The sequence below is a fragment of the Pseudomonas sp. GL_139_B genome (assembly GCF_057834475.1).
Genome location: NZ_CM174403.1, coordinates 5,091,903 through 5,111,386, shown reverse-complemented (window position 1 = coordinate 5,111,386; position 19,484 = coordinate 5,091,903). Strand labels below are relative to the sequence as shown.

12 protein-coding genes and 1 pseudogene are annotated in these 19,484 nt (G+C 58.7%); 8 read left to right on the top strand and 5 right to left on the bottom strand.

The features are described from left to right. The first annotated feature begins 17 nt into the window (after positions 1-17). Genes AC3ISI_RS23320 through AC3ISI_RS23305 form a run of 4 tightly spaced genes read left to right on the top strand, consistent with a single transcriptional unit; the run spans position 18 to position 4,426 of the window. The gene (locus tag AC3ISI_RS23320) at positions 18-1,334 is read left to right on the top strand and encodes an FAD-binding protein (RefSeq protein ID WP_489334002.1); all 1,317 of its coding nucleotides are present in this window, start codon (positions 18-20) and stop codon (positions 1,332-1,334) included. After that, positions 1,331-2,071 carry an SDR family oxidoreductase gene (locus AC3ISI_RS23315; protein WP_489334001.1) on the top strand — a complete coding sequence of 247 codons (741 nt, stop codon included), beginning with the start codon at positions 1,331-1,333 and terminating at the stop codon, positions 2,069-2,071. The genes AC3ISI_RS23320 and AC3ISI_RS23315 overlap by 4 nt, the downstream gene beginning before the upstream one ends. Then, positions 2,068-3,030 (top strand): lysylphosphatidylglycerol synthase transmembrane domain-containing protein, encoded by a 963-nt coding sequence (locus tag AC3ISI_RS23310; RefSeq protein ID WP_489334000.1) that lies wholly within the window; start codon positions 2,068-2,070, stop codon positions 3,028-3,030. Before AC3ISI_RS23315 ends, AC3ISI_RS23310 begins: the two co-directional genes overlap by 4 nt. Beyond that, the gene (locus AC3ISI_RS23305; protein WP_489333999.1) at positions 3,014-4,426 is read left to right on the top strand and encodes a glycosyltransferase family 39 protein; all 1,413 of its coding nucleotides are present in this window, start codon (positions 3,014-3,016) and stop codon (positions 4,424-4,426) included. Before AC3ISI_RS23310 ends, AC3ISI_RS23305 begins: the two co-directional genes overlap by 17 nt. A 53-nt stretch (positions 4,427-4,479) precedes the next feature. Here AC3ISI_RS23305 and AC3ISI_RS23300 read toward each other — a convergent pair whose 3' ends face one another. The 3 genes and pseudogenes from AC3ISI_RS23300 to AC3ISI_RS23290 form a co-directional block, all read right to left on the bottom strand. After that, on the bottom strand, positions 4,480-6,099 hold the full coding sequence (locus AC3ISI_RS23300; RefSeq protein WP_489333998.1) for an FMN-binding glutamate synthase family protein: 1,620 nt from the start codon (positions 6,097-6,099) through the stop codon (positions 4,480-4,482). Between the two features lie 74 nt (positions 6,100-6,173). Then, positions 6,174-6,396 (bottom strand): annotated as a pseudogene (locus AC3ISI_RS23295) (response regulator transcription factor); the annotation flags it as partial. Positions 6,397-6,555: 159 nt separating this feature from the next. Then, positions 6,556-8,547: a hypothetical protein gene (locus AC3ISI_RS23290; protein WP_489333997.1), complete on the bottom strand. Its 1,992-nt coding sequence runs from the start codon at positions 8,545-8,547 to the stop codon at positions 6,556-6,558. A gap of 519 nt (positions 8,548-9,066) precedes the next feature. Between AC3ISI_RS23290 and AC3ISI_RS23285 the strand changes: the two genes are divergently transcribed. From AC3ISI_RS23285 to AC3ISI_RS23275, 3 genes are read left to right on the top strand one after another with little or no spacing between them, the layout of a single operon-like run. After that, positions 9,067-9,501, top strand: a complete 435-nt coding sequence (locus AC3ISI_RS23285; RefSeq protein WP_489333996.1) for an NUDIX hydrolase — start codon at positions 9,067-9,069, stop codon at positions 9,499-9,501. A gap of 22 nt (positions 9,502-9,523) precedes the next feature. Then, positions 9,524-10,162, top strand: a complete 639-nt coding sequence (locus AC3ISI_RS23280) for a LysE family translocator (protein WP_489333995.1) — start codon at positions 9,524-9,526, stop codon at positions 10,160-10,162. A 2-nt stretch (positions 10,163-10,164) separates the two neighbouring features. After that, positions 10,165-10,662, top strand: coding sequence for a GNAT family N-acetyltransferase (locus tag AC3ISI_RS23275; protein ID WP_489333994.1), 498 nt, complete (start codon positions 10,165-10,167; stop codon positions 10,660-10,662). Positions 10,663-10,784: 122 nt separating this feature from the next. Here AC3ISI_RS23275 and metR read toward each other — a convergent pair whose 3' ends face one another. Continuing rightward, positions 10,785-11,702: a transcriptional regulator MetR gene (gene metR, locus AC3ISI_RS23270; protein ID WP_489333993.1), complete on the bottom strand. Its 918-nt coding sequence runs from the start codon at positions 11,700-11,702 to the stop codon at positions 10,785-10,787. 119 nt (positions 11,703-11,821) lie between these two features. Here metR and metE point away from each other — a divergent pair, with 119 nt between their 5' ends. Continuing rightward, positions 11,822-14,134 (top strand): 5-methyltetrahydropteroyltriglutamate--homocysteine S-methyltransferase, encoded by a 2,313-nt coding sequence (gene metE / locus AC3ISI_RS23265; RefSeq protein ID WP_489333992.1) that lies wholly within the window; start codon positions 11,822-11,824, stop codon positions 14,132-14,134. Positions 14,135-14,178: 44 nt separating this feature from the next. Here the strand turns inward: metE and AC3ISI_RS23260 are convergent, their stop codons facing one another. Beyond that, on the bottom strand, positions 14,179-19,359 hold the full coding sequence (locus AC3ISI_RS23260) for a dermonecrotic toxin domain-containing protein (protein WP_489333991.1): 5,181 nt from the start codon (positions 19,357-19,359) through the stop codon (positions 14,179-14,181). Positions 19,360-19,484 lie beyond the last annotated feature (125 nt).

Sequence of the window (19,484 nt, the reverse complement as noted above, 5' to 3'; positions counted from 1 at the left end):
CAAGATCGGCTCCTGCGATGAGTCGGCCATTAACGTCATGGGGGCATTTCCCCTCGGTGCCACAAACAGGTCACCCGTGCCATTGGCGAAACGATTTGGACCAGCGGTTACGGGATTTGATCAACGCTCACGGCACAACCCTGCCGTTCGGCAATGGCCGCAGTTACGGCGACAGCTGCCTGGCCAGCAGTGATCATGTGCTGCAGTTACTCCCCTTGAACCGATTTATTGACGCGAATTGGGAAACAGGAGAAATCTGCGCCGAAGCGGGGGCCACGCTTGGGGAAATTCTGCAACTGTCGATCCCGCGCGGCTGGTTTCTGGAGGTCACACCGGGCACACGTCACATAACACTTGGCGGCGCATTGGCCAATGACGTGCATGGCAAGAATCACCATCGGCGCGGCACGTTTGCCCACTCGGTATTGAGCTTTGGCCTGCATCGCTCCACGCATCCTCCGATGACCTGTTCACCTACACAAAACCCACAATGGTTTGCCGCCACCATCGGCGGGTTGGGCCTGACCGGGGTCATCAGTTGGGTGAGCCTGCGTCTGCGCAAAATCGAATCCAGCCTGGTCGATACGATTCGAGTGCGGTTCGACTGTCTGAGTGAGTTCTTCGCCCTGTCCGCAGAACTGGACCCTTTGCATGAATACAGTGTGGCCTGGATCGATTGCCTGGCCACGGGGCGTGCACTGGGGCGTGGCGTCTTTACCGTAGGAACGCATCGCGCAAGCGGCCCACTTCAAGTCGCATCGTCGCGCTCGTTGCGCATGCCTGTCCGGCCTCCAGTGTCGTTGATCAATCGGCACTCGCTGAACATCTTCAACCACAGCTACTGGACATTGCAGCCGAGGGGCAGGGAACACAGAACCATCGCCTACAGCCCGTTTTTCTATCCACTGGATCACATCGAAGACTGGAATCGGATCTATGGGCGCAAGGGCTTTCAACAGTTCCAGTGTGTATTGCCCGAAGCGGTGGCCAAGGACGCGTTGGCGCAGCTACTCAAGTTCACTGCCAGCAGTGGCACCGGATCATTTCTGGCGGTGCTCAAGCGCTGTGGCGATATTTCCTCCCCAGGCCTGATTTCATTTCCGATGCCAGGGACGTCTCTGGCGCTGGATTTTCCACAGAGCAATGCGCTGACAAATAAGTTGTTGCCTCTTCTTGATGCCATCGTGCGCGAGGCAGGTGGGCGGCTCTATCCGGCCAAGGACGCCCACATGAGCGGCAGCGATTTCCGCAAGGCGTATCCGGCATGGGAACAGATGGAGGCGCTGCGCGATCCTGCGCTCATTTCACGTTTTTGGCAGCGAGTCATTCGATGAAAAAAATACTGATTGTGGGCGCTACTTCCGCCATTGCCAGTGCGTGCGCGCGACTGTGGGCGGTCGATCAAGGTGAGTTCTTTTTGGTCGCCCGTGATGCGCAAAAACTGCAGCAGTCTAGTGCTGATCTATTGGTACGCGGCGCGAGCGAGGTGACAACGCATGTGATGGACGCCACCGATATCGCTGCGCACGCCGTCATGCTGGAATATTGCCTGAACACTTTGCAATCGATTGACATCTGCCTGATCGCCCACGGCACCTTGCCTGACCAATCCGCTTGCGAGCAAAACGCCGATCTGACCCTGACGGAGTTGGCCAACAACGGTACATCGGTAATTGCGTTGTTGACGTTGTTGGCCAATCAAATGGCCGTTCAGCGCAGCGGCACCCTCGCGGTCATCTCCTCGGTCGCCGGTGACCGAGGGCGCCCGTCCAACTACGTCTATGGTTGCGCCAAAGCCGCGGTATCGACCTTTTGCGAAGGATTGCGCGCGCGGTTGTTCAAGTCGGGCGTACAGGTGATGACCATCAAGCCTGGTTTCGTCGATACGCCGATGACCCAAGGTCTGGCATTGCCGGCGTTGCTGGTTGCCCAACCGGAAGCGGTCGCACTGCGCATTGTCGTCGGCATCGAACGCAAGGTGTCGGTGTTGTATGTGCCGGGGTTCTGGGCCTGGATCATGTGGGTGATTTGCGGGCTCCCGCAGCCGCTGTTCAAGAGGTTGAACCTATGAGCCAGGCGCAGTTTCTTTCGGGCTGGCGCTATCAGGTATTGATCGGTTCGGTGGCGATTTCAGCGCTCGGTTACCTCGGTATTTCACTATGGGGTGGGTGGCCGGCGGTGAGCGATGCGATGAGCCGGGTCGGGTTGTTCGGCGGGGCGCAGATTGTTGCACTTATCCTGGTCAGTTATGGCCTGCGCTTCTTGCGTTGGCAGCTGTACCTGAATGCGCTGGGACATCCATTGCGGTGGTGGCCGAGCCTGAACATCTATCTGGCGGGGTTTGCCCTGACCACCACACCGGGCAAGGCCGGCGAAGCACTGCGCGGGGTGTTGCTCAAACGCTGGGGCGTTCCTTACGCGAGCAGCTTCGCCGCGTTGGTCAGCGAGCGTCTGTCCGACCTGTTGGCGATGGTGTTACTGGCCTTGCTGGGTCTGAGCCGTTATCCCGAGTCGCTTTGGATGATCATCGCCTGCCTGGTGCTGGTGGCCGGCGGTATGCGACTGGTTTCCCGACACGCACTGATTGAAGCCATTGAACAGCGCATCTCCTTGGGGCGTGGCTGGATGCATCGGCTGCTGCGCTACGTTATTCGCGTATTGCACCAATCGCGCCGCTGCCACAGCCCGCCGCGACTGCTGGGAACCACGGTGCTGAGCCTGGCGGCCTGGAGCCTCGAAGCGCTGGCTTTTTACTGGATATTGAATGCCATGAACATCGATGTCCCGCTGATGTTTGCGATGTTTGTTTATGCGGTGTCGATGTTGGCCGGTGCCTTGAGCTTTATGCCTGGTGGGCTTGGCAGTGCTGAAGCGGTGATGGTGGGGTTGTTGGTGACCCGTGGTGTTGCAGTGGCTGATGCGATAGCGGCGACGGTTTTGTTGCGGTTAGCGACGTTGTGGTTTGCGGTGGGGTTAGGGAGTGTGGTGTTAATAAGCTCCAGGGAGGGCAAAGATGAATGTAAAGAATAATGGGAGATATGGGCATGTTTATGCATCACTTGGTGCAGCCATGCTTTTGGGATGTTACTTGAGGCTTCATAATCTCACGATTGATGGTCTCTGGCTTGATGAAGCATTTAGTGTGGCTACGAGCGATCCGGATAATGATTTTTTGAAGGTGTATAAACAAACATTGATGGATGTGCATCCTGCATTTTATCAATTGTCATTGTGGTTGTTTTACAAGGTTTTTGGTTTTGCAGAAACGACGGGTAGGTATTTGTCGGTGGCGTTTGGTGTGCTGTTGATACCCAGTATTTTTTACTTGGGTAAGCAGTTCTTCAATGATCGAGTAGCGCTAATTGCCGCGTGGCTGGCGGCTGTTAATTTTTACTTGATAACGTATTCTCAAGAGACGCGCTCATATGCGTTATTAGTTTTGTTGACGACGCTTTCATTTGCTGTATTTATAGTCGCCATCCGCAAGCCGAGTTTCCTGAACGTTTTTGTTTATGCGTTGGTTACAGCAATGCTGGTAAATACCCATTACTTCGGATTTCTTCCGGTGGCGGCTCAAGTGCTGTTATGGCTTTCTTTTTTGGTGAAGGTACCATTCGACAGGGGGTTGTTGTTCAAGTTTGTTGCCGCTGGGCTATTTGTTCTGCTGACAGTAATGCCAGGAGTCACGTATGTCTGGGCAAATCTCAATCGGCAGGGGTTCTGGGTTCCGCAGCCCAATGACCGATTTTTTATCGAATTGTTCGTTTTGTACTTCGGAAATCTTTTTCTTTCCATGATGTTTGCAGTCTTCCTGATTATCGGGCTTGGTTGTCTCGTGAAGGATGGAAACAAGAAAGAGGTACTTCAAGTACTCGTTGTATGGGGCGTCGTGTGCGTTGTTGTTCCTTATGCTCGATCTCTTTATGTTGAGCCTGTACTGACTATGCGCAATTTGATTGTTTTGCTGCCGGTTCTGTTAGTCATCTTGGCTTTTTCTATTAGTCTTTTAACGGATCGATTCACGTTGTGGAGTATTGCTGTTGTAGTTGCGTGCTTCTCTATGACACCTCTGTTTACTAGTCAGAAACCTGTGTTTACATATGAAAATCAACTGCGGCCGGTCAGTCAAATGCGTGAGCTTGTTAAGAGTGTGCTTGATACGTGCTCTAAATGTTTGATTTATTCTCCGGTTTCTATCGAGATGCAGGGGTATTTTAAAGTTTTGGGTTCGTCGGTTAGAGTTGAGGGTGTTGGGGTGATGGAGAGTGACTTGACGTCTGCAAAGCGACCTTCCGTTTTTTTTATTGTTGTAACGCGTGGAGTCTGGATGCCTGACGCTGATTACAGGACGAAGTACAAATTTCGTTTGGTTAAGGAAAACGTTATAGGAGACTCGTTGATTAGTGAGTACCAGACCATCCCCTAATTGATATGACATCCCGCAGCACCGTAGGAAATGGTACTGCGGTTGGGGGGTATTCAGGCCGCCACCACCTCATTCGGCTCAAAACTATCCGCCCGCGCCATCTGCCACATCCGCGAGTAGAACTCGCCGTTCACTTCTCCGGTAAGTAACTCCCCCGGTTTCAAAAACACATGCAACTGCGAGAACAGCTTGATCTCGGTCGCCGACATGCGTCGCACCAGATGCTTGGCCGACAGTTGCGAAGGGTGTTCCAGGCCAGCGGCAGCCAGCATTTCAGCCAATGCCTTGAGCGTATTGCGGTGAAAGTTGAACACTCGCTGGGCCTTGTCCGGAACCACCAGCGCACGTTGGCGCAAGGTGTCCTGAGTCGCCACACCGGTCGGGCATTTGTTGGTGTGGCAGCTTTGCGACTGGATGCAGCCGATAGCGAACATGAAGCCGCGCGCCGAGTTGGCCCAGTCGGCGCCGATGGCCAATACACTGGCGATGTCGAAGGCGCTGACGATCTTGCCACTGGCGCCGAGTTTGATTTTGTCCCGCAGGTTCAAGCCGACCAGCGTGTTGTGCACAAATAGCAGGCCTTCGCGCATCGGTACGCCGATGTGGTCGGTGAACTCCACCGGCGCGGCTCCGGTGCCGCCTTCCTTGCCGTCGACGACGATGAAGTCCGGGAGAATGCCGGTTTCCAGCATGGCCTTGGCGATGCCCATGAATTCCCACGGATGGCCGAGGCAGAACTTGAAGCCCACCGGTTTGCCGCCGGACAGTTCACGCAGCTGCTGGATGAAGTGCATCAGTTCGATCGGTGTGGAAAAGGCGCTGTGCCGCGACGGCGAGATGCAGTCTTCGCCCATTTTGATGCCGCGGGTTTCGGCGATTTCCCGGGTGACTTTGTGCTTGGGCAGAATCCCACCGTGACCGGGCTTGGCGCCCTGGCTCATCTTGATTTCGATCATTCGCACTTGCGGCGTTTGTGCCTGGGCCGCGAAACGTTCCGGGTCGAAACGGCCGTCAGCGGTGCGGCAGCCGAAGTAACCGCTGCCGAGCTCCCAGGTCAGGTCGCCGCCGTTTTCCCGATGGTACGCGCTGATGCTGCCTTCACCGGTGTCATGGGCAAAGTTGCCGAGCTTGGCGCCCTGATTCAAGGCGCGAATCGCGTTGGCGCTGAGCGAGCCGAAACTCATGGCCGAGATATTGAACACCGACGCAGAGTACGGCTGGGTACATTGCGGGCCGCCGACCATCACGCGGAATGCGCTCGGGTCACTCAACGGCGCCGGTCGCATCGAGTGGCCGATGAACTCGAAGCCCGACTGATACACATCGATCAGCGTGCCGAAGGGTTTGTCGGCGCTTTCGTTCTTGGCACGCGAATAGACCAGCGAACGCTGAGCCCGGGAGAAGGGCAGGGCATCACTGTCGGATTCGAGCAGGTATTGGCGGATTTCCGGGCGTATGCCTTCCACCAGATAACGAATATTGCCCAGGATCGGATAATTGCGACGCACCGCGTGCGGGCTTTGCATCAGATCGAACAGGCCGATCAGGCTCAGCACGCCGGTGACGGCGGTGATAGGCCAGAGCCAGTCGTATTGAAGAAAGGGCAGGCTGGCGAAGGTGAATATGACGCAAGCGGCAAAGAAGGCGTAGCGGCTCAAAAGTGACAGGCTCATACGGTTTCCTTGGGTTCGGACTCGGTTGTAGTCAGCACAGTGCCCCTTGTGGGAGCGAGCTTGCTGAGCAGTGAGGCGTTCTGCGCCTGGAGACAAATCGAAATAGCTCGGACCGGGATTTGATCCTCAGTTTGCTGTACATGTGTTTCTTATAGAGGTTCACGGTATCGACAGAGAGTTCCAGCTTACGGGGGATTTCTTGACAGGAGCAACCTCTGAGTATCAATCGCCCGACTTCCGGTCCCGGGCGGTCAATTGTGCGCCTTTGAGTGGCGGCACCGAGGCCTCCAGTTGCACTCACCAGGCAGTAAACGTCATAACACTGCGAGTGAGTAAGCGGGCCAGGTTGAGGTTCTCGGCTGTTTGATCAAGCTGCGGTAGGTTACCTGAATGAAAAAAACCCGGATCTTGCGATCCGGGCCGGCCTTACTTAACCCCTGAGAAGTCAGGCCGTTATCACCATGGAGTGGGCTCCAGCGGGCCGGCGCTCGGACCTTCGCCATTGCGTAGAAACGGCAGGTGCCAGAAGTCGTTGGGGATGATGCGGTCGCCAGGCATGATGTTTTCCGGAAAGATGAACTCAAACACTGGCGCGGTGTACATGCCTGCAACCAGACCGTTGGCCCACAAATTCCTGTTACTAAGGGCAGGGTTTGAGGCGTTTGCAATGCATTCGTCCACTTTCGCCTGGGTGGCGGGGATCGCGTCGGTGGCGGTGAGGGCTGTGCTCAATGCGGGGACCACTGGAACACAGAGTGAACGCACGATAACACGCAAGGTACGGCCCGGCTGGGTGAGAAGCCCGAGGGGCGCCTTGGCTGCCCGCAGCCTTGCACGGTTCGGCTGCGCGCCAGTGGACTGTGTCGCGATGCCACCGCTGACGCCCCGACAGGTTGCCGGCAGGGTTGTCGTTGTTACTGAGGCGTCGCACTCACCTGTCATTTCAAACGGTGTCACCCAGCGGTTGTGTTCTACGCCCGAAGCATCAACGTCCACCAGGTAGATGTCGATTGGTGTCTGCACATCGGTCGTGGACGCCTCTAGGAACATCCGATCCTGACTTTCCTGCAGCGCGCCATTGACGGCCGTCGCCGCAGGGTCGGCGGTACCGATGCCGAATTCACCGATAGACACGTAGCTTGGTTGCGTACCAGGCTGAGTGTAGATCCCGACTGCAGCTTCTATTGTGTGCGCCGAAATGAAGTCCGGAACGCCGCCACTGGTTGATTTGAAGAGAGTGCCGGAATACGTGATGAAGTCGCCGACTTCGAACGGCGCTTGCTCTCTCGCATCGGGTCCAGCAGTCAACGTACCGCGGGCGGGAGGGGTCGGCATTACGAATTGAGAGCAATACATCTGGTTTGCGCCCGGAGGAGTAAGCTCCCCGGCTTTTGGGATGGGTATACCAGCCTGGGCGAAGTTTCGGCAGTTGTTGGTGGAGGTCGGGCTCTTGACCAGTGGCCGGTTCGCCTGCGGGCAGAGTGGGTCACCATCGGGCGTTGACGTGCGAGGCACGCACATCGGGTAGCCGGTAGCGGCGTGAATCGTCGGGTTGACGTTATCGACTGAAAAACGAGGATCCGGGCTATGCGGCCGGCCAAAGCGCCCAGTGCTCCCATCCGGCAAGAGTGGGTCGTTGATCTGGATGATCGTCGGCGGCTGCGTCGAGTCACCGCTAACACCGCCAACCTCAATGTTGCCTGTGTCGTAGTCGATCCGGGTGATGTAGCCGCTACCGGTGTTGGCCGCTTGCTGTGAGATAAAGATCAGCCCGGCGATATTGTTGCTGGGACCGGGAGGATCGATCGAAACGCTCGGATCGGTCGGATTGATCAGGACGGAGTTGCCAACCACGTGGATCTCGAACGATGGATACGCTTTATTGAGGGCAAGCGATCCGGCCTTGACGAACTCGTTCCAGGGCAGGGTATTGGCTGGCATCTGGATAATGGTGTTGCAAGGAACAATGATCTTCATCCCATTGACTTTGACCATGCCGCCATAATTACCGCTGCTGACTGTGGTGGTAAGGCACTTCGAATTGTCGCTGTCCGCGGTCATGTCCTGGATAAAACCAGTGACGTCGAAGCCGTGAATACCATTCGGGTTCTTGAACGCCGGATCAGCCAGCGAGGGCACTACGAGCGGCACTGTTGCGCCCTTTACGGGCGGTTTGGCGGTCCCGGCGGCACCGCCGACATTCCCGCCCCCGCCCCCGCCACCCCCGCCACCCCCACCGCCCCCACCACCACCCCCTGGCGCACCTTTGGCGGCATAGGCAGCGCCTCCTCCAAGTAGCATTGCCAGGGCGACCGCACTGGCAATCAGTGCGGGACGACTAATGGCGCCGTTCAATCGCTTCTGGATTGGAGGCGCGGTTAGCGATTTTGTTTTTGCAAATAAGCTCATGGTGCTCTCCGAAATTTTGCGGGGCCAGTTGCCGGTCATTGACTCGCCTTGGTGGTGATGCACTTAGTCCTGCGCAAAAAAACAGAGCAGAGCGAGCGTTGCATGGGCTCGATCCAGTGAGTTGAATGACGTGGCTTCGTACCGTCGGCGCACAATCGCCATTCAGCCTCCAGACATATTCAAACGGCGTTGTGCTGGCCGGTTTCGGACACAATCGCGAGAGATAATCCCTGAGCCTGAAACGTATAAAGCGGGTTTCGTGCCACCTTTCGAAGATCTGACACAAATTGAAATAAAATGCCTGCTGCAGAGCTGTTTGTTGATGAGTCGGGTAGACCTTTGTGATTGCATCGCCCAACTGTGGTGGGGGAGATCCCCGCACGCGGGGAATGGGACGGGCTCAAAAGATTGCGGGGCCGGTGAGGCCCGTTTCTGCGGTATCGGAGCACTGATTGGGAGTGCGATTCATTCAAGCCAATTAGCGAGTACCTGCCTGGTGACGCCCCCTGGCGCGCATGGGATCCTTACATTTTTTCGCCCCCAGGCCATTTCTGACCCATGACACATTTATCCGAAGCTTTGCCTCGAATTATCCGCATCGCCGCTGCCCTGTTGATCGGCCCCGATGGTCGTACCTTGCTGGTGCGCAAGCACGGCACCGAAGCGTTCATGCAGCCGGGAGGCAAGATCGAAGCCCATGAGCAACCGGTTCATGCCTTGGCCCGTGAGCTGGAAGAAGAGCTGGGTTTGATCATCGACCCTGCGCATGCCACCTATCTGGGGGATTTCTCTGCACCGGCCGCCAACGAACCGGGATTTGTCGTACACGCTGAACTGTTTTTGCTGACTCTCGAGGCCGATGTCACCCCGGCGGCGGAGATCGAAGAAGTGATCTGGATCGACCCGACTACCGATGGCAATGTCACGCTGGCGCCATTGACACGGGACCTGATACTGCCGTTTTATCGAGCATCGCTGAGCGCGATCGCCTGATCATTTACGCAAAGGATTCGCCATGATCCCGCTTCAAGACCTGCTGATTTTCGCTGCCGCCGCGTTGCTGATGGTGCTGACGCCGGGGCCGAACATGATCTACCTGATCTCCCGTTCAATCTGTCAGGGGCGCAAGGCTGGCGTGACGTCATTGCTGGGCGTGGTCGCGGGGTTCTTCGTGCACTTGTTCGCTGCTGCGGCCGGTTTGACCGCGGTGTTCCTGGCGGTGCCGATGGCCTATGAAGTGTTGAAATGGGCGGGGGCGTTGTACTTGCTGTGGCTGGCCTGGCAGGCGGTCAAGCCCGGTGCGCGTTCACCGTTTGAGCCGCAGCAATTGCCGCCGGATTCATCGCGCAGGCTGATCACCATGGGCTTTCTCACCAGCGCGTTGAACCCGAAGATCGCGGTGTTTTATTTGTCGGTGTTCCCGCAGTTCATCAACCCTGAACATGGCTCGGTGTTCAGCCAAAGTATCATCCTTGGCTTGACTCAGATCAGCGTCAGCTTCTGCGTCAACCTGCTGATCGCGTTGTTTGCGGCGGGCATCGCCTCGTGGTTCGTCAGGAACCCCACCTGGCTGGCGGTGCAGCGTTATGTCATGGGTTTTGTGTTGGCGGCGCTGGCGGTGCGGCTGATGCTTGAGCAACGCAGGACGACGTGAACATGTGGATTGAACGGCTAGATGCCAGTCATGCGCTGGCTTACCGGGAACTGATGCTCGAAGCCTATGACTTGCATCCGCAGGCGTTTACGTCGAGTGTGCGCGAGCGTGCCGCCATGCCGTTGGGCTGGTGGGAAGGGCGCCTGACCAGCAAGCTGGATGTGGTGTTCGGTGCATTTGAGGAGGGCAAGTTGGCCGGCATCGTCGGTCTCGCCTTCGAACCCCGAGAAAAGGCCCGGCACAAGGCGACACTGTTTGGCATGTACGTGTCCGGCACGGTTCGCCAACGCGGGTTGGGGTATCAACTGGTGCAGGCGACATTGACCGAGGCGCGCAATCATCCGGCGCTGAAAGTCATTCAATTGACCGTCACCGCCGGCAATGAGGCAGCGTTCAACCTGTACCAGCGCTGCGGCTTCATTCAGTTCGGCCTGGAACCGCTGGCGGTGCGGGTGGGCGAGGACTACTTCGACAAAATCCACATGTGGCGGGAAATCTAAACCCACCCCAGCCCCCCCTGTGGGAGCCGGGCTTGCCCGCGATGGCGTCGCCAGATCCAACATTTATCTAACAGACATACCGCTATCGCGGGCAAGCCCGCTCCCACAGGGATCGTGTTGTGTTATCTGACTGCGCTCACGCCATCCAGCGTCGAGAACGACGTGTCTTTCGCGGTCAGCAAGAAATCGCGCATATACGGCGCATCCAGCATGTCCGCGCGAATTCCCGCGTACAACGTCGCAAACAAACCTTTCTCGCCCAGCCGCTTGGCCTTCACGTAACCCCGCGAGCTGTATTCATGCAGCGCCCAATGCGGCATGCCGCACACACCGCGTCCGCTGGCCACCAGTTGCATCATCATCACCGTCAGTTCCGAAGTGCGGACCTGAGCCGGTTCGATGTCGGCCGGTTCCAGGAAGCGGGTGAAGATGTCCAGCCGATCACGTTCCACCGGGTAGGTGATCAAGGTTTCCGTGAGCAAATCTTCCGGCATTATGTATGCCTTGCTCGCCAACCGGTGCTGGTTGGCCACCGCCAGCATGGCTTCATAGGTGAACAGCGGCACATAGGTGATCCCGGCGATGTCCAGCGGATCAGAAGTCACTACCAAGTCCAGATCGCCACGGGCCAGCGCCGGCAGCGGCGCAAAGGAGAAGCCTGAGGCCAGGTCCAATTCGACTTCCGGCCAGGCATCGCGGAACTGGTCGATGGTCGGCATCAGCCACTGGAAGCAACTGTGGCACTCGATTGCCATGTGCAGGCGCCCGGCCGTGCCGCCCGCCAAACGTGCGATATCACGCTCGGCGCCGCGCAGCAGCGGCAGGGTGGCGTCGGCCAGTTGCAGCAGGCGCAAACCGGCGCTGGTGAAGCGCACCGGTTTGGTTTTGCGCACGAACAGCGGCATGCCCATGCGCTCTTCCAGTTCCTTGAACTGGTGGGACAGGGCCGATTGCGTCAGGTGCAGGCGGTCGGCGGCGTCGACCAGGCTGTCGGCTTCGCGCAAGGCGTGCAGGGTCTTGAGGTGACGGATTTCAAGCACCGGATGGCTCCATGAGTAAAACTTGTGATCAACACGAAAAGGTTGAGTTTGTCTCATGATGGGTTGGCTGTCGACAATGGCGCCATGTTTTACAGCATCTTTTATAGAGAGAACTCATCATGGCGCTGGCCCACACACTTGGTTTCCCACGCATCGGCTCGGACCGCGAACTGAAAAAAGCCCTCGAAGCCTACTGGAAGGGCGACCTCGATCAGGACGCGCTGAACCGGGTCGGCCGCCAATTGCGCGCCACCCATTGGCAGCTGCAGAAAGACGCCGGCATCGACCTGCTGCCGGTCGGCGATTTTGCGTGGTACGACCAGGTGCTGACCCACTCCCTGACGTTCGGCGTGATCCCCGAGCGTTTCGACGGCGCCAAGGATGCCAACGGCCTGCCGACCCTCGACACCCTGTTCGCCATGGCCCGAGGTGCCACGGCGACCTGCTGCGGTGGCGAACACGGCACAGCGCAATATGCCCAGGAACTGACCAAGTGGTTCGACACCAACTACCACTACCTGGTCCCGGAATTCAGCGCTGACCAGCCGTTTAAACTGAGCTGGGAGCAGCTATTCGACGAAGTCGATGAAGCCAAGGCCCTCGGTCATAACGTCAAACCAGTGATCATCGGCCCGCTGACTTACCTGTGGCTGGGCAAGGCCAAAGGCCACGACTTCGACAAACTCGACCTGCTGGAACGCCTGCTGCCGGTGTACAACGAAATCCTCACGCGCCTTGCCGCTCAAGGTGTGGAATGGGTGCAGATCGACGAACCGATCCTGACCCTTGACCTGCCGCAAGCCTGGAAAAATGCGTTCGAACGTGCCTATCACATCCTGCAATATTCGCCGCTGAAAAAACTGCTGGCGACCTACTTCAGCGGTCTGGAGGACAACCTCGGCCTGGCCGTCGGTCTGCCGGTACAAGGCCTGCACATCGACGCCGTACGTGCGCCGGATCAACTCGGCCAGGTGCTGGATCGCCTGCCGACCTACAAGATTCTCTCGGTCGGTCTGGTCAATGGTCGCAACGTTTGGCGCTGTGAACTGGAGCAAGTGTTGGCGCAACTGCAACCGGCCCAGGAACGTTTTGGCGACAACCTGTGGGTCAGCAGTTCTTGCTCTCTGCTGCACAGCCCGGTTGACCTGGAACGTGAAGACAAACTCGACCCGGAACTGAAAAGCTGGCTGGCGTTTGCCGTGCAAAAGTGTGGCGAAATCGCCGTGCTGCGCGATGCCCTCAACGATCCGCAATCGCCCAAAGTACAAGCTGCACTGGCCGAGAGCCGGGCGATTCAGGCCAATCGCGCCGAGTCGCCGCGTATCCATAAAGCCGCCGTGCAGGCGCGCATCAACGCCATCGGCGCACCGGACAGCCAACGCCAGTCGCCGTTTGCCCAACGCATCGAACAACAACGTACTCGCCTGAAACTACCAGCATTCCCGACCACCACCATCGGCTCATTCCCGCAGACCGGTTCGATCCGGCTGGCACGTCAGGCGTTCAAACAGGGCAAGCTGTCGGCCAACGATTACACCGACGCCATGCACAGCGAAATCCGCCACGCTGTGCAAATACAGGAACGCCTTGGACTGGACGTTTTGGTGCACGGCGAAGCCGAACGCAATGACATGGTCGAATACTTCGCCGAGCAACTGGACGGCTACCTGTTCACCCGTTTCGGCTGGGTGCAGAGCTACGGCTCGCGCTGCGTGAAACCGGCGATCATTTACGGCGACCTCAGCCGTCCGAAGGCGATGACGGTCGACTGGATCACCTATGCACAGGGCCTGACCGACAAGGTCATGAAAGGCATGCTCACCGGTCCGGTGACCATGCTGATGTGGTCGTTCCCGCGTGAAGACGTGTCGCGCAAGATCCAGGCGCAGCAGTTGGCGCTGGCGCTGCGTGATGAAGTGGTGGACCTGGAAAACGCCGGCATCAAGATCGTGCAGATCGACGAAGCCGCCTTCCGCGAAGGCTTGCCGCTACGCCGGGCACACTGGCAGGAATACCTGGACTGGGCAGTCGAAGCCTTCCGCTTGAGCGCCAGCGGTGTGCGTGATGAAACCCAGATCCACACCCACATGTGCTACAGCGAATTCAACGACGTGATCAAGGCCATCGCCGACATGGACGCCGACGTGATCACCATCGAAACCTCGCGCTCGGACATGGAGTTACTGGAGGCCTTTGAAGCCTTCGATTACCCGAACGATATCGGCCCGGGCGTCTACGACATACACTCGCCACGGGTGCCGGACACCGCCGAGATGGTCAAGTTGATGAGCAAAGCCGTGCAGCGGATTCCGGCCGAGCGGCTGTGGGTGAACCCCGATTGCGGGTTGAAGACCCGGGCATGGCCGGAGACCGAAGCGGCATTAATCAACATGGTCGCGGCGGCACGGCAGTTGCGCAGTCAGTTGGCGTAAGAGGCCCAAAACGGGAGCGGAATAACCGCTCCCGTTTTTGCGTTCTAAGCCTGGTCGAAATGTTTGAGTGCTGCTGATTTCTTGCCGATGTCGGCGTACGGAAGACCGGCGTTATCCGCGTGAGTCACAAACCGGTGCTCCGGCAGTTTCAGATGGGCCTTTTCAAATTCACCGAATGCAGGGGCTGCCTTGCTGTAGTGAAAATGGGCATACCACATCACCTTGGGTGGTGTGTGCGTCAGGTCCAGGACCTCGTATTCCTGCAGGTAATCGGTTCGCCCGTCCGCACGTTTACCTAACGTTTCCATCGGTTTCTGTTTATGGATATCGACGATTTTCTTCCGCGTGGAATTTTGTTGCATGAGGTAATCCAGCATTCCATCGGTCGGGTTTCGACTTTTCATCGAGTACTCGATACGCAGCGTCCGTGCGGTATGGGTCAGCTCCGTGGCCTTGTCACGCAACTGCTGGATGAGCACGTGGCCGGTTTGAAGATCTTCTATCGCCAGAGCACGCTGGCCGAGTTCGGCTGCTTCGCTGAGCATCATGTGTTCCAGGTCAACCGGTCGCATGTCCTGTCGGGCATAGGCCTCGACACGGGTCTTGTACGCCGCTTGAGCAGCGAGTCGGTTCCGGGCATCGGCCGTTAACGCTTCAAGGTTCCGGGGTGCGGGGTGAGCAGCCTGCTCCTGAGGATTGAGCAGGCGAAACTTGCCGTTTGTTCCTTGCTCCCAAACCTCCTCGAACCCGCCCTGACTTGTCAGGGTGTATTGGCGCTTTTGCGTCGTCGGTTCCCAGCGCTCCTCCCCGATCAGCAATTGATCGTCTTCGGTGGTGAACACTTTTTTACTGCGTTGCCCGGCAGGGGCGGCGGGTGCGGGTTGATCGATGGCCTTGCGTGCCCGTTCGGCCATCTTCTCGATACCCAGCAGCAGTGGTTCCACGGCGTCCAGATGGAAGTGCTGGGGATAGCTGACGGTCCAGGCATTCATGTTGCGGCGAAACTCCCCGTAAAGATCAAGGCACTCCTGCAATATCTGATTGCGCTGGGCCCGAGTGGCGCTCACTTCCGCCAGGCTAAATTGAGTGAACAGGGCGCGATCGACTTTGGTTCGCAGCGTCTGTGCCCGTGCTTGCAAGTAGAACCAGGAAACATCGCCGGTGCTGTCGTAGCGTTTGACGATCTCCAGCAAGTGACTGGTTTTCAAGTACAGCTGATTGGCCTCGTTGAGCCTCGCGTTCAAGTCCACGAAGGCGCGGCTCAAGACTGTCTTTGTCGGTTTGTCGGTAATGCGCGGGTACCACAGGTTAAGGTCGCGCATGTGGGCATCGATCGCATCGAACTCGCGCATATTCTCCAGTCGCAGCTTCCTGACGTCCTCCAGAATACGCAGGCGCTCGCCCAGTGCCTCGACCGGCAGCAAGTCCAGTTGGTCCAGAAAATCGTCGATCCTGTCCGTCAGGGTCAATGCCCGTTGGCTGGCCAGGACCACCCGTTGTTTGGCCCGATCGGCCAGTAACAAGGCGTCGTTACTTTGTATTTCCTTGAGCACGCGCATTTTGTTGCCGCGCGTCATGGGGAGCAGATCAGTCAGCGTCTGGTAATGCGTGCTGCCCAGTTCCATGTCCTTGATGCACGCCGCTTCAAGTGCCTGTATCAGCGCTGGGCGAAGGTGTTCGGGGTTGGCGTTGTACGCTTCCATCAGGGCGGTGGTCCGCGTGACCTGGGCATCGATGAGCGGGCCCATGGCATCGGCGGCTTCGGTCAGCGCTTGCTGGCGGCGCAAGGCCTGGTCGGTCCACCAGCGCGGCAGACGCTCGCGAATGGCGGCCGGCCAGAGCGGGTCAAGGCCGTCCGCCAAGTGCCCGAGCACGCCACCGCCGCCCAGCCCACCGCCCTCGAACGTCACCCCATAGACACCGAACCAAGTGTCCCAATTGCCGGCTTCATCGAGGCCGACAGGTTGCTTGTAGGTTTTTTGTGAAGTGCCGCAGAGGCGCCAGTTGCGCGAGTCGCTGCTGCGTTCAATTTGGTAGATGCGTCCCTGGCGAACGATAAAGTCACCGTCGGCATGCCGGTAGACATTGCGGTAAACCCCTTGGGTTGCCGGTTCCAGGCCGGTCAGGGAAATCGGTTTTTCGTACTCGTACCCGGCGAAACGCTGGACAGCATGCCGGGCCCGGCGTTTCGACGGCACGTGCAGCGCCCCGGCGTTTTTCCCCAATACGCCGAGTTGACGAACACGCGTTAGCGAGTGAGCGCCCTTGGCGGTCCTGGCACTGACGGAAGCGCCCGGAAGGATGTCCATGGCGGCATCGATCAGTGACAGCAACACCGATTCAATCTCCGTCAGGCCATCGCCGACGTCACCGCGCAACAGGGCCGCGACGGCGTGGTTGGCGCTGTTCCAGGCGTCGTAGAGGGCGACGCCCGCGCCGACAAAGGGCACCATGCCCAGGGCCATTTTCATGTAGTTGAACGCCCTCGGCCCGCTGAGCGCATAGCGTTCCTGATACAAGGCATCGTTGGAGCGGGAAGTGCCGCGATGCGCTTCGATCAGGCGTCCCATGTGCGCATCGAGCAGGTGGGCCGACAACGACGTTGTTTTCGGCCAAGGCAAGCCGACCCCGATCATCGCGTCGAAATGTTTGAGCACGGACTGGTTGATGCGGCTTGCATGGGCTCGCACGTCGCCGATCAAGGCCCGTCCGGCCAGATAACTGAGCATCTCGCTGCGCAGGCACAGATTGAACAACGCGCGGCGGGCGGTCTCCAGGTTGTCGTAGCGGCGCAGGAACTGGCCGTCAGGGCTGTCAGGCAGATAAAGCAGGGTCATCCCGCTGACTTGCTCTTCAACGAAGGTCACCCCGGACAACGTCGTGGGTCCTTCGTTGGGTGTGTCCTTGCCACCGGCGCTGAGGTACGCCGGCCGGATCACGACGCGTTTGCCCGCAACGTTCCAGGCTGACGGCGTATCGGCTGAAATGGCGATGTTCAACACTTGCCAATCGTTTTGGTTGATCTGCTTTTGCAGGCGCGCACAGGTCCCCTGCAACTGGAGCATCAGGCGCCAGGGCTCGATCAGGCATTCACGCCGGTGTTCCTTGATGAACGTGGTTTCGCTGGCCGAGCCCATGAAGGCCTCGCGAATCAGGTTTTCGTAGGCTTGGGGCAGGTCCAGTTCAGGCAGCATCTTGCGCAGCCAGGGCAGGGTGATGCCAATGGCCAACGCCCGGCGTTCGGTTTCATCCGCCGCCGTGACCTCAAGCCGCATAAAGCCCAGTCGCAGGGAAAGAGGTTCCAGCTGCATCGAGGGCGTGTTGTCGATGTTGAGCTGAGCGAGTGCTTCAAGTGACATCTTGCTGCGAGCCGCGCTGGGCACCGCGACGAGTTTCTGCGGGGTGCCCGGGGCGGCGCCATCGGACAGTTGTTTTTGCAGCGATACCGAGTTGGGCAGATCAACTTGCACGGCAAAATGCCCGTTGAGCGAGAAGTCTTTGCGCAGTCGGGCCTGTAAATGCTGACGAGTGAAATCGTCACGCGGTGGCAGGGCGATTTCCAACTGTGCATGACTGCGGCGCATGGTCAGGAGATAAGCCTCCACCAGACCCTTGAGTTCAGCACGCTCGGACGCCGATAAGGTCGCCAGCCAATCGGGCAACAGAGAGAAGAGTTTCGCACTGCGGCTTTGTTCCAACAGGTGTGCAAAGGCCAGGTTTCTGGCGGCGGGCATCGGGACTTGCAGGGTCGCCAGCGTTTGTTTGCGCAGCGTTTCCAGTGGCTCTGCATGCTGGCGCAGATGCGCGGCGTGTTCTTCGAAGTGGGTGACCTGTTTATCGAGGCTGTAGTGCAGCGGGTCGGTGACGATTTTGTTCAGCTGCAAGGCCAACATCGGGTCTTGGTCCTGGATCTTGAACAGCTGTCGCTCCAGTTCTGTGCGGTTGGCAAACCGTTGCAAGCCGCCGCCGACACCTGGCCAGTACAGCAAAAGGCTGTGCGTCGATGGCGTATTCCGGGTGATGACGAAGGGGCCATTGAGCGCCTGGGTGGTGACGCCGCCATTGGCGCCGGTCATCGACAACGTCAGGCTGGCGGCGGTGATGGTCGCGTCACGATCGGCCGCCAGCGGCGTATCCAGCACAGCGTTGAGCAGGCTGAACTCATCGCTGTCGAGCTGCTTGAGCGCCAACTGAAGCTGGGCCTCGGCGCGCAGGCCCGCCTTGTGCGCCTGATAGAGCGCGCTGAACTCGCGGTTGATGGTCGTAAAGTCGAGGGCGCGCGACCGGTAAAGCAGGGCGGCGGCGGCCGTGTCGGCGGCTTGCTCAGCCGTCTCCAGCGTCTTCAATGCCTCTTTGAATGATCGGTGGCGGTCGCCTTCGAGCTCATCGCCCAGCAGCGCTTCGAGCGCATCGCGCTGCCGGTTCAGCGAGGCCTGGCGCTGGGGCCAGGGAATGTCGGCGAACAGGTTGTCGAACAGCGGTTGTTCATCGTCAGCCGGGTTGTCTGGCAGCGGAATTTCAAGGTCTGGAGGCGACGCGAAAACCACGGCGTTCGGGTACTGCGGGTGTAAAAGCAGCTCGGTGATACCGACCGTGAGCGGCTGAGCCTTCGCCGTGTACTCAAAGCGCACGCCATCGTCGGGCAGGCCTTGCGGAACGAGCGATTGGCCGGACAACCAGTCTTCCATGTCACTGCGCCGAGTGAAGCGCTGAATGGGAACAGCCCGGCCCGGCAGGTACAACCACTGCGCGGCGGGTTGCCGATCGCCCACGCTGATGACCCACGCAGCGGGGAGTTTCAGGGTGCCGCTGTCGCTCAATACCAGGGTCAACTGCTCGGTCTGGATGGGTTGATCGTCCAGGCGCAGGCCAGCGGCGGGAGAGGCCAGGATCAACCACAGCGGCTGCAACTGCTCAGCCGTCAGTGTTCGGCGAGCGAAGGCCACCTGCGCGCAGGCCTCGAAATGACTGCGGTACAACTGACCCGCCCGCTCGCGCCGCGACACTGGCGTACCGGGTGCCCGTGCATCCCAATAGGCGTTCCAGCGATCGTTGAGCGAGGGTTCAGGGCGGTGACTTCTCAAGGGCGCGGCGTCGAACAACGCCTGCAAACCCTGGCTGCACTCGCGCCAACGCGCGCAAGCGCTCAGCAACAGGCTTTCATCCGGGTTGTTTTTCAGGAGCGGAGTGGAGACGGGCAGGGTGCTGAACACACTTTCATTCATGGCAACGTGGCTCTGTGCAAGGGAGCGGCGTATCCGCTCTTGAAGAGCGCCATTAAAGGAAAATCGCCTCGGTGTGTGGCACTACATAGTTATCGCATTGACCATTGGGCGGCGTTCACGAAATT